Origin of the sequence: Pseudomonas brenneri, assembly GCF_007858285.1 — a bacterium.
GTDB classification, from domain to species: domain Bacteria; phylum Pseudomonadota; class Gammaproteobacteria; order Pseudomonadales; family Pseudomonadaceae; genus Aquipseudomonas; species Aquipseudomonas brenneri.
This window is the reverse complement of record NZ_VFIL01000001.1, coordinates 401,842-416,447: the sequence shown is the minus strand read 5'-3', so window position 1 is coordinate 416,447 and position 14,606 is coordinate 401,842. Positions and strand designations below refer to the sequence as shown.

Here is a 14,606-nt window from a genome sequence, read left to right as displayed (position 1 = left end):
ACGCTCAGGCCAGGTTCTGCTCCGTCAAGCGCTGCACCGCCAGGCGTCGGTAGTGGGACGGCGTCATGCCCTTGAGCTGCTGGAACCGGCGGTTGAAATTGGAAATGTTGTTGAAGCCTGACTCAAAGCACACATCGGTCACGGCCTTATCGCCATCGGCCAGCAACTCGCAGGACTTGCTGATGCGCAGCCGATTGACGAACTCGACGAAGGTGCGCCCGGTGGCTTGCTTGAACACCCGAGAGAAGTAGGTCGGCTTCATCCCCAGATAGTGCGCGACTTCCTCCAAGGACAAGTCGCGGGCGTAGTGGGCAAAAATATAGTCCACCGCACGGTTGGTACGGTCGATGCTGTGCTCATCGGCCAGTTGCGCCGTGGTCACACCTGATAACAACTGGTAGTCCTCACAGGTACTGAGTGCCTCCAGCAAGATAAAAAAGTGCCCCAGCCGCGTCATGCCCTGGGCGTCCTCGATACGCTGCATCAGGGTCATGGCCTGGGCGATGGTTTTTTTACAGCGAAACTCGATGCCGTACTGTGCTCGCTCCAGCAGCGGTGCCAGGCTCTTGAGTTCAGTGAAGATCTGGCTGCCGCCCTCCAGCAATTCATCGGTGAAATTCACCAACATGTCGCGCTTTGGCACCACTTCGTCTTCCTCCACCTGGCTGATCCAGTTGTGGGGCAGGTTGGGGCCGGTGAGGAACAGGCTTTGCGGGTAGAAGTTGCCGATATAGTCGCCGATAAACACCTTGCCGGAACTGGCAACAATCAGGTGCAGCTCGTACTCCTTGTGAAAGTGCCAGCGCACCAGAGGGCAGGGGAAGCCGTGCTGGCGATAGATGATGGACAGGCCGTTGTGGTCGTCCATCAACTCGTAGGAAGGGTCAGTGATTCGCGCGGCTCGGGTCATGCTGACGTCGCTTTTATTGTGGTTGCACAGCCGATAATGCCCCGTTGCGTGCCACCTCGCCAGCATGGGTGTTTAAAGCACGCGGTTTTTCGCCTCGATCCATTGCGCCATGTATTGGGTACTTTTGTGCAAATGGTGGCGCAACATGCTGCCGGTAAAGTTGTTGCGCCGGTGCTGTGCCAATTCGTCACGACAGTGTTGCAAACGCTCGACCAGTGCAGGCCCATGGATATGTGTGGTGTAGCGCTGGGCAAGCAGCTCCCGGCCACGTTGCTGGGCCATGGTCCAGGCTTGCGGGTCTTCGTACAATGCGACGGCGGCTGCGGCCAGGGCCGTCGCGCTGTGGGCGATTGCCCCAGGCCAGGGCTGCTCGTCGCCCATGCCTTCGGCGCCGATGGGCGTGGTGACACTGGGCGTGCCACAGAGCATGCCATCCGCTAGCTTGCCCTTGATTCCTGCGCCAAAGCGCAGGGGCGCCAGGCAGATGCGCGCTGCCGACATCACCTGCAGGGCATCCTCGGCCCAGTTCATCACATGAAAGCCTTGCGCCGGATTGTGCAGCGCCGTGGCCTTGGGTGGTGTGTAAGCGCCATAGACATGCAGTTGAGCACCGGGCAGGCGCTGGCGAATCAACGGCCAGACACTGTTTTTCATCCACAGCACGGCATCCCAGTTGGGCGCGTGACGGAAGTTGCCGATGCTCAGGAAATGCGCACGGTCGTCGTAGGGTGTAAACGCTTCGGCAGGCGGGTCGACCATCAGCGGGCACCAATGGAGCAGGGCGGCAGGCACCTTGAAGTGTTCGGTGAGCAGTTGGATTTCGACGTCGGAAATCATCAGGCTGATATCACAGCGGTAGATCGCCGCAATCTCGCGCTTGGCCAGGTCAGTGTCGGCCATCAACTGGAATTCTTCTTCCAGGGCCGGAGCGAACAAGGGGCTGAAGTCATCTGCCTGTGGCGAGTGTTTCAGGAAATCCTTCAGGCGTTGGTGGCGGGCATCGCGCAGGCTCTGCAAATCGGAGGTTTCCAGCACACGCAAGGCATCGGGGCAGTGTTTTTCTACTCGCCAGCCGAATTGCTCTTCCATCATGAATCGGTCGAACAGCACGATATCCGGGGCCAGTTCGTGGATAAATTCATCGAAACTGCTGTTATTGAGCTCGATAGTGCATTCGCGAATGCCGAGTGCCGCGAGGTCGGCCTTATGTTCGCCAATGGCCGCCGGGCTGCTGAAGGTAATTTCCCAACCTTGCGTAAGAAAACTCTCCAGGATCTGCATCATATGCCCGCCCGCAGCCGAGGAGCGCGGCTCCGGCCAGACATAACCAATGACCAGAACGTGGGTGGCAGGCTGATTCTTCAACGGTGGATTCCTTCAAGGGCAGGGCAAAAGCGCGGTAATTAAACCACAGCACCTCGGTCCTGATGCCGACATGAGTTTTTCTCGCGGCCCATAGGTGTCAATCGCACTTTGTGGTTAACTTCGGCCTCTCGAATTTGTTTCATCTAACCCAGCATAAGGATTCCGTTCATGGCTCAAGTCACTCTCAAAGGCAACCCGGTCCAGGTTGAAGGCGAGTTGCCGAAAATTGGTACCCAGGCTCTCGACTTTTCCCTGACCGCAGGCGATCTGTCGGACGTCACCCTGGCGACTTTCGCTGGCAAGCGCAAAGTACTGAACATCTTCCCAAGCGTTGACACCCCGACCTGCGCGACTTCGGTACGCAAGTTCAACGCCCAGGCCAACGACCTGAACAACACCGTTGTACTGTGCATCTCCACCGACCTGCCATTCGCCCAGGCTCGCTTCTGCGGTACCGAAGGCCTGGAAAACGTGAAGAACCTGTCGGACTTCCGCAGCGCCGATTTTGCCGTTGACTACGGTGTCTCCATTGCCGACGGCGCCCTCAAGGGCTTGACCGCCCGCGCCGTGGTGGTACTGGACGAAAACGATAAAGTGCTGCACAGCGAACTGGTTGGCGAGATCGCTGAAGAACCAAACTACGAAGCGGCCCTGGCCGTACTGAAGTAATTGTTCCTGCGCGTTACTGTCGCTTTGCAGTAACCCGTATGATGCATGCTTGCGGCCTGGCCTAGTCCAGGCCGTTTTTATTTGTGCTTCAGCGGTTTAGCCCAAATTGCTGATGTTTTAAGTCGAAAAGTAAATGTTTGTAAGCCTGAAGGTAAATAGCCGGTAAAGGCGCTTCTCTAAACGCGCTCCAGTGCTTATCTTTCAGCCTCCCAAAGAAGAAGCCCTCGCATCCAATGGTTGATCAATCCATGCAATCGTCTCCCCGCAATTCCCGCCGCTGGCTGTTTGGCTTGCTTGTCCTGTTGGTGGTCGCCGGCCTGTGCTGGAAGTTCTGGCCTGCTGGCACCGTCCAGAAAGACGCCCCGGCAGCCAGGACCAGCAAGACGGGGATGATGCGTCCCGGCTTCGGTGGTTCGGGCGCTGCGGTGCCGGTACGTGTCGCGCCAGCAGTGACGGGGGATTTCCCGCTGTACTACAAGGCGCTGGGTACCGTGACCGCATTGAACACCATCAACGTGCGCAGCCGGGTCGGGGGAGAACTGGTCAAGATAGCCTTTGAAGAGGGCCAAATGGTCAAGGCTGGCGACCTGTTGGCGCAAATCGACCCGCGCAGCTATCAGAACGCATTGCTTCAGGCCCAGGGCACGCTGCTGCAAAACCAGGCTCAATTGAAAAACGCCCAGGTCGACCTTGAGCGTTATCGCGGCCTGTATGAGCAGGACAGTATCGCCAAACAGACCCTGGACACCGCCGCTGCGCTGGTCCTGCAATACCAGGGCACGGTCAAGACCAACCAGGGCGCGGTGGATGACGCCAAGCTCAACCTTGAGTTCACCCAGATCCGCGCGCCGATCTCCGGCCGTGTCGGCCTGCGCCAACTGGACGTCGGCAACCTGGTAGCGGCCAACGACACCACCGCCCTGGCAATCATCACCCAGACCCAGCCGATCAGCGTGGCGTTCACCCTGCCGGAAAATACCCTGCAAACCGTATTGGCCCGCTATCGCACAGGTAACAAGCTGCCGGTGCAGGCCTGGGATCGTGGCGATGTGCAACTACAAGCCACCGGCGTGTTGCAGAGCCTGGACAACCAGATCGACGTCGCCACCGGCACCTTGAAATTCAAGGCGCGCTTCGATAACCAGGACCAGGTGTTGTTCCCCAATCAATTCGTCAACGTGCGCCTGCTGGCAGACACCCTGAAAAACGTGGTGCTGGTCCCCTCGGCCGCGATCCAGTTCGGCACCAATGGCACCTTTGTCTATGCCCTGGACGGTGACAAGAAGGTCAAGATCCGCACGCTGGTCATTGGTGATACCGATGGCCAGAACACCGTGGTCAAGGACGGCCTGGCCGCTGGCGACCGCGTGGTGTTGGAAGGCACCGACCGCCTGAAGGACGGCACCGACGTAGAGGTGGTCAACGACAGCAACCAGGTGCCAACCACACCAACCGAACATTTGCAGGGCAAACCCGCAGCACAAGGCGAAAGCAGCCCGGCGGCGGATGCTGGCAAGGCGCAAAAGGCCGGCGCATGAACCTGTCACGGCTGTTCATCCTCAGGCCCGTCGCCACCACCCTGAGCATGCTGGCCATTGTCCTGGCCGGCCTGATTGCCTATCGCCTGATGCCGGTGTCGGCCTTGCCCCAGGTGGATTACCCGACCATCCGTGTCATGACCCTGTACCCCGGCGCGAGCCCGGACGTGATGACCAGCGCGGTGACCGCACCCCTGGAACGCCAGTTCGGGCAAATGCCCGGTCTCACGCAGATGGCCTCCACCAGTTCCGGTGGCGCCTCCGTGCTGACCCTGCGCTTCAACCTCGACGTCAATATGGACGTCGCCGAGCAGCAGGTGCAGGCAGCGATCAACGCGGCCAGCAACCTGTTGCCGTCGGACTTGCCCGCACCGCCGGTGTACAACAAGGTCAACCCGGCCGACACGCCGGTGCTGACCCTGGCCATCACGTCTAAAACGATGCTGCTGCCCAAGCTCAATGACCTGGTCGATACGCGCATGGCGCAGAAAATCGCGCAGATCAGCGGCGTTGGCATGGTCAGCATTGCCGGTGGCCAACGCCAGGCGGTGCGGATCAAGGTCAACCCCGAGGCCTTGGCGGCCAATGGCTTGAACCTGGCGGACGTGCGCAGCCTGATCGCCGCCTCCAACGTCAACCAGCCCAAGGGTAACTTTGACGGCCCGACCCGAGTCTCGATGCTCGACGCCAACGACCAGTTGGTGTCACCTGAGCAGTACGCCGAACTGATCCTGGCTTATAGCAACGGTGCACCGCTGCGCTTGAAAGACGTCGCACAAATCGTCGATGGCGCCGAGAACGAGCGCCTTGCCGCCTGGGCCAATGAAAACCAGGCCGTGTTGCTCAATATCCAGCGCCAGCCTGGAGCCAACGTGATCGAGGTGGTGGATCGCATCAAGGCGCTGCTGCCGAGCATCACCGACAACCTGCCGGCGGGCCTGGACGTGACAGTCCTTACCGACCGCACCCAGACCATCCGCGCCTCGGTCACCGATGTGCAGCATGAATTGCTGATTGCCATTGCCCTGGTGGTGATGGTGACGTTCCTGTTCCTGCGCCGCTTCAGCGCCACCATCATCCCGTCGATTGCCGTGCCGCTGTCCTTGATCGGCACCTTTGGCGTGATGTACCTGGCCGGGTTCTCCATCAACAACCTGACCCTTATGGCCCTGACCATCGCCACCGGTTTTGTGGTGGACGATGCGATCGTGATGCTGGAGAACATCTCCCGCTATATCGAGGAAGGGGAGACCCCAATGGCCGCCGCGCTCAAGGGCGCCAAGCAGATTGGCTTTACCCTGATTTCCCTGACCTTGTCGCTGATCGCGGTCTTGATCCCGTTGCTGTTTATGGCTGATGTGGTCGGTCGGCTGTTCCGCGAATTTGCCATCACCCTGGCGGTAGCCATCCTCATCTCCTTGGTGGTGTCCCTGACCCTGACGCCGATGATGTGCGCACGCCTGCTCAAGCGCGAACCGAAGGAAGAGGAACAGGGCCGCTTCTACAAAGCCAGCGGCGCCTGGATCGACTGGCTGGTGGCCGCCTACGGGCGCAAGTTGCAGTGGGTGCTCAAGCACCAGCCGCTGACCCTGCTGGTGGCCGTCGCCACCCTGGGCCTGACCGTGGTGTTGTATATGGTGGTACCCAAGGGCTTCTTCCCGGTGCAGGACACCGGGGTGATCCAGGGTATTTCCGAAGCCCCGCAGTCGATTTCCTTTGCTGCCATGAGCCAGCGCCAGCAAGAACTGGCGAAGATCATCCTTGAAGATCCAGCGGTAGACAGCCTGTCGTCCTACATTGGTGTGGATGGTGATAACGCCACGCTCAACAGTGGTCGCCTGCTGATCAACCTCAAGCCCCACAAGGAGCGGGACCTGAGTGCCGTCGAGGTGATCGCCCGCCTGCAACCGGCATTGGACAAATTGGTGGGGATCCGCCTGTTCATGCAGCCGGTGCAGGACTTGACCATCGAAGACCGCGTCAGTCGCACCCAATATCAATTCAGTATGTCGTCCCCGGATGCCGATCTATTGGCGCTGTGGAGCGGCAAACTGGTCCAGGCCCTGAGTCAGTTGCCTGAACTCACCGACGTGGCCAGCGACCTGCAGGACAAGGGTTTGCAGGTCTACATGGTGATCGACCGCGACGCGGCCTCGCGCCTGGGCGTCTCGGTTGCCAATATCACCGACGCCTTGTACGACGCCTTCGGCCAGCGGCAGATTTCCACGATCTACACCCAGGCCAGCCAGTATCGCGTGGTGTTGCAGGCCCAGTCCGGCGAAAGCCTGGGGCCTGATGCGCTGAACCAGATCCATGTGAAAACCACCGATGGCGGCCAGGTTCGCCTGTCGAGCCTGGCCCGTGTCGAGCAGCGCCAGGCCCAACTGGCGATTACCCATATCGGCCAGTTCCCGGCGGTGATGATGTCGTTCAACCTGGCGCCCGGCGTGGCCCTGGGCAAAGGTGTGGAACTGATCAACCAGGTGCAGAAGGACATCGGCATGCCGGTCGGCGTGCAGACTCAGTTCCAGGGGGCAGCCCAGGCGTTCGAAGCCTCGCTATCGAGCACCTTGTTGCTGATCCTGGCGGCGGTGGTGACCATGTACATCGTGCTCGGCGTGCTGTACGAGAGCTATATCCACCCGATCACCATCCTCTCGACCCTGCCATCGGCTGCGGTGGGGGCCTTGCTGGCGTTGCTGCTCAGTGGCAATGACCTGGGAATGATCGCGATCATCGGCATCATTCTGCTGATCGGCATCGTCAAGAAGAACGCGATCATGATGATCGACTTCGCCCTCGACGCCGAACGCAACCAGGGCCTGGACCCGCAGACCGCGATCTACCAGGCGGCGCTGCTGCGCTTCCGGCCGATCCTGATGACCACCCTGGCAGCCTTGTTCGGTGCGGTACCGTTGATGCTCGCTACTGGTTCCGGTGCCGAGTTGCGCCAACCCCTGGGCCTGGTGATGGTCGGTGGCCTGCTGTTGAGCCAGATCCTCACGCTGTTCACCACCCCGGTGATCTACCTGTACTTTGATCGCCTTGGCCGTCGCTGGCGCAAGCCCCCCGAAGCGCTGGAGCCGGTTGAGCCATGAACCTGTCCGGACCTTTTATTCGCCGGCCGGTAGCCACCATGCTGCTGAGCCTGGCGATCATGTTGCTGGGTGGCGTCAGTTTCAATTTGCTGCCGGTCTCGCCGTTGCCGCAGATCGACTTCCCGGTGATCGTGGTGTCTGCCAGCTTGCCCGGTGCCAGCCCGGAAGTGATGGCCTCCACCGTGGCCACGCCGCTTGAGCGTTCCTTCGGCGCGATTGCCGGGGTTACCACCCTGAGCAGTTCCTCCAGCCAGGGCTCGACCCGGGTGATCCTGGCGTTCGACTCCGACCGCGATATCAACGGCGCGGCGCGGGAGGTGCAGGCGGCGATCAACGCCTCGCGCAACCTGTTGCCCAGCGGTATGCGCAGCATGCCCACCTACAAGAAGATCAACCCGTCCCAGGCGCCGATCATGGTGCTGTCGCTGACCTCGGATGTGTTGCCCAAGGGCCAGCTCTACGACCTGGCCTCGACCATCCTCTCGCAAAGCCTGTCCCAGGTGCCGGGCGTGGGCGAAGTGCAGATCGGCGGCAGTTCCCTGCCGGCGGTGCGCATCGAACTGGAACCCAAGGCCCTGGACCAGTACGGCGTATCCCTGGACGAAGTGCGCGACACCATTGCCAATGCCAACGTGCGCCGGCCCAAGGGCTCGGTGGAAGATGGTCTGCGCAATTGGCAGATCCAGGCCAATGACCAGTTGGAAAAGGCCAAGGACTACGAACCGTTGCTGATCCGCTACCAGGACGGCGCTGCCTTGCGCTTGAGTGACGTGGCCAAGATCAGCGACGGTGTCGAGGACCGCTACAACAGCGGGTTCTTCAACAACGACTCAGCCGTGTTGCTGGTGATCAACCGCCAGTCCGGTGCCAACATCATCGAGACCGTCAAGCAGATCAAGGCCCAGTTGCCGGCGCTGCAGGCGGTGCTGCCGTCCAGCGTCAAGCTCAACCTCGCCATGGACCGCTCGCCGGTGATCACCGCCACCTTGCACGAAGCAGAAATGACCCTGCTGATTGCCGTGGCCCTGGTGATCCTGGTGGTGTACCTGTTCCTCGGCAACTTCCGCGCCTCGCTGATCCCGACCCTGGCGGTGCCGGTGTCACTGGTGGGCACCTTTGCGATCATGTACCTCTATGGCTTTTCCCTGAACAACCTGTCGCTGATGGCCCTGATCCTCGCCACCGGCCTGGTGGTGGACGACGCCATCGTGGTGCTGGAGAACATTTCCCGGCACATCGACGACGGTATCGCGCCGATGAAGGCCGCGTACCTGGGGGCCAAGGAGGTCGGCTTCACGCTGCTGTCGATGAACGTGTCGCTGGTGGCGGTGTTCCTGTCGATCCTGTTCATGGGCGGGATTGTCACCAGTCTGTTCCGTGAGTTTTCCATCACCCTGGCGGCGGCGATCATCGTTTCGCTGGTGGTTTCGCTGACTCTGACCCCGATGCTCTGCGCCCGCTGGCTCAAGCCCCATGTCAAAGGGCAGGAGACCGGTTTGCAGCGCTGGAGCCAGAAGGTCAACGATAAGATGGTGGCCGGTTACGCCCGCAGCCTGGACTGGGTCCTGCGGCACAAGCGCCTGACGCTGCTCAGTCTGTTCGTGACCATTGGTGTGAATATCGCACTGTATGTGGTGGTGCCAAAAACCTTTATGCCGCAGCAGGACACCGGGCAACTGATCGGTTTTGTACGCGGGGATGACGGCCTGTCATTCAGTGTCATGCAGCCAAAGATGGAAATCTTCCGCAAGGCCGTGCTGCAAGACCCAGCAGTGGAAAGCGTGGCCGGCTTTATCGGTGGCAGCAACGGCACCAACAACGCAGTGATGCTGGTGCGCCTCAAGCCGATCAAGGAGCGCAAGCTGTCGGCCCAGGCGGTGATCGAGCGCCTGCGCAAAAACGTGCCGCCGGTGCCGGGTGGCCGCTTGATGCTGATGGCCGACCAGGACCTGCAGTTTGGCGGTGGCCGCGACCAGACGTCGTCGCAATACTCCTACATCCTGCAAAGTGGCGACCTGGCCGCCTTGCGCCTGTGGTACCCGAAAGTGGTCGCCGCCTTGCGTGAACTGCCGGAACTGACCGCCATCGACGCTCGCGAAGGCCGTGGCGCACAACAGGTGACGCTGATTGTCGACCGTGATCAGGCCAAGCGCCTGGGCGTGGATATGAACATGGTCACCTCGGTGCTGAACAACGCCTACAGCCAGCGGCAGATTTCCACGATCTACGACAGCCTCAACCAGTACCGGGTGGTGATGGAGGTCAATCCGAAGTACGCCCAGGACCCGATCACCCTCAATCAGGTACAGGTGATTACCGCCGATGGCGCGCGGATCCCGCTGTCGACCATCGCCCACTACGAAAACAGCCTGGCCGACGACCGCGTCAGCCACGAAGGGCAATTCGCCTCAGAAGACATTGCCTTCGACATGGCACCCGGGGTCACGGTGGAGCAGGGCACAGCCGCCATCGAGCGGGCGATTGCCAAGGTCGGCTTGCCGGAGGATGTGATTGCGAAGATGGCCGGTACCGCCGATGCCTTCGCCGCCACCCAGAAAAGCCAGCCGTTCATGATCCTCGGCGCGCTGGTGGCGGTGTACCTGGTGCTGGGAATTCTCTATGAGAGCTATATCCACCCACTGACCATTCTCTCGACCTTGCCGTCGGCCGGGGTTGGCGCGCTGTTGTCGATCTACGTGCTGGGCGCCGAATTCAGCCTGATCTCGCTGCTGGGCCTGTTCCTGTTGATCGGCGTGGTGAAGAAAAACGCGATCCTGATGATCGACCTGGCGCTGCAACTGGAACGCAAGGATGGCATGGACCCCCTGGAGTCTATCCGCAGCGCGTGCCTGCTGCGCTTGCGGCCGATTCTGATGACCACCCTGGCAGCGATCCTCGGCGCCTTGCCCCTGCTGCTGAGCACCGCAGAAGGCGCGGAAATGCGCCAGCCCCTGGGCCTGACGATTATCGGCGGCCTGGTGTTCAGCCAGATCCTGACCCTTTACACCACCCCGGTGGTTTACCTCTATCTCGACCGCCTGCGCCACCGTTTCAACGGCTGGCGCGGGGTGCGTACCGACGCCGCCCTGGATACTCCGCTATGACCGCAACGCACCTCCCTGTAGGCGCTGGCTTGCCAGCGAAAAACGCCAACCATAACGCACTCTGTCTGAATGTACGCGGTGCCCTTGAGACCATCGCGAGCAAGCTTGCTCCTACAGGACGGCTGTCAATATTGGTGTTTTGCGGCGTGCTACTCAGCGCCTGCGCCATAGGCCCCGATTATCAGCGCCCGCAAGTGGCTGAGCCGGCGCAGTACAAAGAGGCCCAGGGCTGGCGCCAGGCGGCGCCCAGCGATGCCCTGGCCCGTGGCGCCTGGTGGGAGCTGTATGGCGACCGGCAACTCAACAGCCTGGTGGACAAGCTCAACAACGCCAACCAGACCGTGGCCCAGGCCGAGGCCCGCTACCGCCAGGCCCAGGCCACCGCGCGTAGCTCCCGGGGCGCATTCTTCCCGACGATCGACCTGAGCGCCGGGAAAACCCGCGCCAGCCAGGGCACCGGCAGCAGCAATGCGAGCTTGAGCAGCTCCAGCAGCGGTATCCGCGATACCCTCAATACGCAGTTGGGTGTGAGCTGGGAGGCGGATATCTGGGGCAAGTTGCGTCGTGGCCTGGAGGCCAGCAACGCCAGTGAGCAAGCCAGCGCCGCCGACCTTGCCGCCATGCGCCTGAGCCAGCAGTCGGAGTTGGTGCAGAACTACCTGCAACTGCGGGTCATGGACGAACAGACGCGCTTGTTGCAAGCCACCGTGGAGACCTACCAGCGCTCGCTGCAAATGACTGAAAACCAGTACCGCGCGGGGGTCTCCGGCAAAGACGCAGTGGCCCAGGCCCAAACCCAGCTTAAAAGCACCCAAGCCAGCATGATCGACCTGGTCTGGCAGCGGGCACAGCTGGAAAACGCCATCGCGGTGCTGATCGGGGAGGCTCCGGCCACGTTCAACCTGGCGGTGAGCCAGGACATTCCCGCACTGCCGCAGATTCCCGCCAACCTGCCATCGCAACTGCTGGAGCGCCGCCCGGACATCGCCTCGGCAGAACGTGCAGTGATCGCCGCCAACGCCAATATCGGCGTGGCGAAAACCGCCTACTACCCGGACCTGACCCTGAGCCTGGCCGGTGGTTACTCCAGCAGCACTTACGCCGACTGGATCAGCCTGCCGAACCGTTTCTGGTCGGTGGGGCCCAAACTGGCGATGACCTTGTTCGACGGCGGGCAGCGTTCGGCACAAGTCGATCGCGCCGAAGCGTCTTACGATGAAACCGTGGCCAAGTACCGCCAGACCGTACTCGACGGTTTCCGCGAGGTGGAAAACTACATGGTCCAGCTCAAAGTCCTGGAGGATGAGGCAGGCGTGAGCAACGAAGCGCTGCAATCAGCCCGTGAATCCTTGCGCCTGACCCAGAACCAGTACAAGGCGGGTCTGATCGCCTACCTGGATGTGGTCAATGTCCAGGCCACGGCCCTGAGCAACGAGCGCACCGTACTGACCCTGCTACAAACCCGACTGGTCGCCAGCGTGCAACTGATCGCCGCGCTGGGCGGCGGATGGGACGGCCAGATGCAGGCAGACGCAAAACCCTGATTGTGAATCTCCCGCATCTCCCCTGTAGGAGCGAGCTTGCTCGCGAAGAACGCAACAACAACGCGCTTACTCTGGTAGCACGCGTTATCGTTGATGTTTCTTGCGAGCAAGCTCGCTCCTACAGGGCGCAGCTCCGCGCTTTGATGTGGATAGGGAAGGGCGAATAGCCAGTAATGGCCTTGTGATAATATTTCAACTACTCAAGAATTATTCTCGCTACAATCCCGAACTTTTCCCCTGCGGCACGGACGCCGTTCGCACCGCCATCCATGAGAAACCCATGCTTACCGGCACCTATTCCCCCGCACTGGTCCTCATTTCCCTGTTTGTGGCAATCCTTGCGTCCTATACCGCCCTGGACCTGACCGGCCGCATCGCCACGGCCAAGGGCCGGGCGGTGTACCTGTGGATGGCCGGCGGGGCGTTGGCCATGGGGATTGGTGTGTGGTCGATGCACTTTATCGGGATGTTGGCCTTCCGCCTGCCGATCGCGCTGGGCTACGACATCGGCATTACGGCGTTGTCGCTGGTGATCGCGATTTTTTCCTGCGGGTTCGCCCTGTGGTTGGTCAACCAATCGCGCCTGCCTATCTGGCAACTGGGTTTTGGTGCCCTGATCATGGGCGCAGGCATCAGTAGCATGCACTACACCGGCATGGCCGCCATGCGCATGACGCCGGGCATCGACTACGACCCTACGCTGTTTGGCGCCTCATTGCTGATTGCGGTAGGGGCTTCGGCCGCCGCGTTATGGATCGCCTTCAATCTACGGCGCAATACCCCTTACGTACGCCTGGCACGGGGCGGCGCAGCGGTAGTGATGGGTATCGCTATCGTCGGCATGCATTACACCGGCATGGCTGCCGCGCGTTTTGCCGATGGCAGTTTTTGCGGGGCATCGGTGGATGGCCTGAGCGGCAGCGGCCTGGCCAACCTGGTGCTGGTGACCACCCTGGCGGTACTGGCCATCGCTCTGTTGACTTCATTGCTCGACGCCCGGCTGGAAGCGCGCACCGCCGTGCTGGCCGACTCCCTGACCCTGGCCAACCAGGAACTCACCCACCTGGCCTTGCACGACACGCTCACCGGCCTGCCAAACCGTACCTTGCTGGCGGACCGGATCCAGCAGGCCACCCAATTGGTCGAAGAGCAGGGCGGCTGTTTTGCTCTGATGTTTATTGATCTGGACGGCTTCAAGCCGGTCAACGATGCCTTTGGCCATCATCTGGGCGACCAGTTGTTGCGTGAGGTGGGTCTGCGCCTGCGTGAAGACCTGCGCAGCCAGGACACCCTGGCCCGGATCGGCGGCGATGAGTTCGTACTGCTGGTGCAATTGTCCCAGCCCGACGATGCCCTGCGCCTGGCCGAGCGTCAGGTCGGGCTGATCAACAAGTCATTCCGAGTAGCGGAGCATGACCTGAACATTTCCGCGAGCGTCGGCATCGCGATGTTCCCCGGTAACGGCGAAACGCCCCAGGAACTGCTGATGAATGCCGATGCTGCGATGTATCACGCCAAGGGCATGGGCAAGAACGGCTACAGTTTTTTCGATGTGTCGATGAACACCAACGCGCGCAAGCAACTGCAACTGTTGCAAGACCTGCGCAATGCGGTGGAGCAACAGCAATTTCGCCTGTATTACCAGCCTAAGTTCGACGCGATCAGCGGCCGCGCCATCGGCGCTGAGGCCCTGTTGCGCTGGGAGCATCCACAACATGGCCTGTTGCTGCCGGACAAGTTTATCGAGTTGGCAGAAAAGACCGGGCTGATCATCGCCATTGGCGATTGGGTGCTCAACGAAGCATGCCGCCAAATGCAAGTGTGGTTTGCCCAGGGTTATCGTGACTGGCGCATTGCGGTCAACCTGTCAGCCCTGCAGTTCTGCCATGCCGGGTTGGTCGCCAGCGTCGCCAACGCCCTGCAACGCCACCAGTTGCCCGCTAATAGCCTGACCTTGGAAATCACCGAAACCACGGCCATGAGCGACGCCGATGCCAGCATGACGGTGTTGCAAAAACTCTCGGAAATGGGCGTTGACCTGTCCATCGACGACTTTGGCACGGGCTATTCCAGCCTGATGTACCTCAAGCGCTTGCCGGCCAACGAGCTGAAAATCGACCGCGGCTTTGTCCGTGATCTTGAACATGACAGCGACGATGCCGCCATCGTCTCGGCCATTGTCGCCCTGGGCCAGGCCCTCGGCCTGCGTATCGTGGCCGAAGGGGTCGAGACCGATGTGCAGCAGAACTTCCTCACGCGCCTGGGCTGCGACTCGCTGCAAGGCTACCACCTGGGCCATCCGTTGCCACCGGATACATTCATGAGTGCCATCGTGGCCAAGGAACATCCTCCTGCCCCTGAGATCAATTGACCCCGGC

Annotated in this window: 8 protein-coding genes; 6 read left to right on the top strand and 2 right to left on the bottom strand. The window is 61.1% G+C overall.

The features are described from left to right. Positions 1–4 precede the first annotated feature (4 nt). Both FJD34_RS01835 and FJD34_RS01830 read right to left on the bottom strand, forming a co-directional pair. Positions 5–910: an AraC family transcriptional regulator gene (locus FJD34_RS01835; protein WP_032860388.1), complete on the bottom strand. Its 906-nt coding sequence runs from the start codon at positions 908–910 to the stop codon at positions 5–7. A 72-nt stretch (positions 911–982) separates the two neighbouring features. Beyond that, complete coding sequence (locus FJD34_RS01830; RefSeq protein WP_065943000.1) at positions 983–2,275, bottom strand: glycosyltransferase; 1,293 nt, start codon at positions 2,273–2,275, stop codon at positions 983–985. Positions 2,276–2,443: 168 nt separating this feature from the next. Between FJD34_RS01830 and tpx the strand changes: the two genes are divergently transcribed. The 6 genes from tpx (at position 2,444) to FJD34_RS01800 (ending at position 14,599) form a co-directional block, all read left to right on the top strand. Continuing rightward, positions 2,444–2,944: a thiol peroxidase gene (gene tpx / locus FJD34_RS01825; RefSeq protein ID WP_032860386.1), complete on the top strand. Its 501-nt coding sequence runs from the start codon at positions 2,444–2,446 to the stop codon at positions 2,942–2,944. Between the two features lie 233 nt (positions 2,945–3,177). After that, entirely contained in the window at positions 3,178–4,482 is a 1,305-nt protein-coding gene (locus FJD34_RS01820; protein WP_090291116.1) for an MdtA/MuxA family multidrug efflux RND transporter periplasmic adaptor subunit, read from the top strand. After that, complete coding sequence (locus FJD34_RS01815) at positions 4,479–7,580, top strand: MdtB/MuxB family multidrug efflux RND transporter permease subunit (protein ID WP_032860383.1); 3,102 nt, start codon at positions 4,479–4,481, stop codon at positions 7,578–7,580. Before FJD34_RS01820 ends, FJD34_RS01815 begins: the two co-directional genes overlap by 4 nt. Continuing rightward, entirely contained in the window at positions 7,577–10,684 is a 3,108-nt protein-coding gene (locus tag FJD34_RS01810; protein WP_065943004.1) for an efflux RND transporter permease subunit, read from the top strand. The genes FJD34_RS01815 and FJD34_RS01810 overlap by 4 nt, the downstream gene beginning before the upstream one ends. Continuing rightward, the gene (locus tag FJD34_RS01805; protein ID WP_082445589.1) at positions 10,681–12,228 is read left to right on the top strand and encodes an efflux transporter outer membrane subunit; all 1,548 of its coding nucleotides are present in this window, start codon (positions 10,681–10,683) and stop codon (positions 12,226–12,228) included. The genes FJD34_RS01810 and FJD34_RS01805 overlap by 4 nt, the downstream gene beginning before the upstream one ends. Before the next feature lie 280 nt (positions 12,229–12,508). After that, positions 12,509–14,599 (top strand): putative bifunctional diguanylate cyclase/phosphodiesterase, encoded by a 2,091-nt coding sequence (locus FJD34_RS01800; protein WP_090291117.1) that lies wholly within the window; start codon positions 12,509–12,511, stop codon positions 14,597–14,599. Positions 14,600–14,606: the final 7 nt, after the last annotated feature.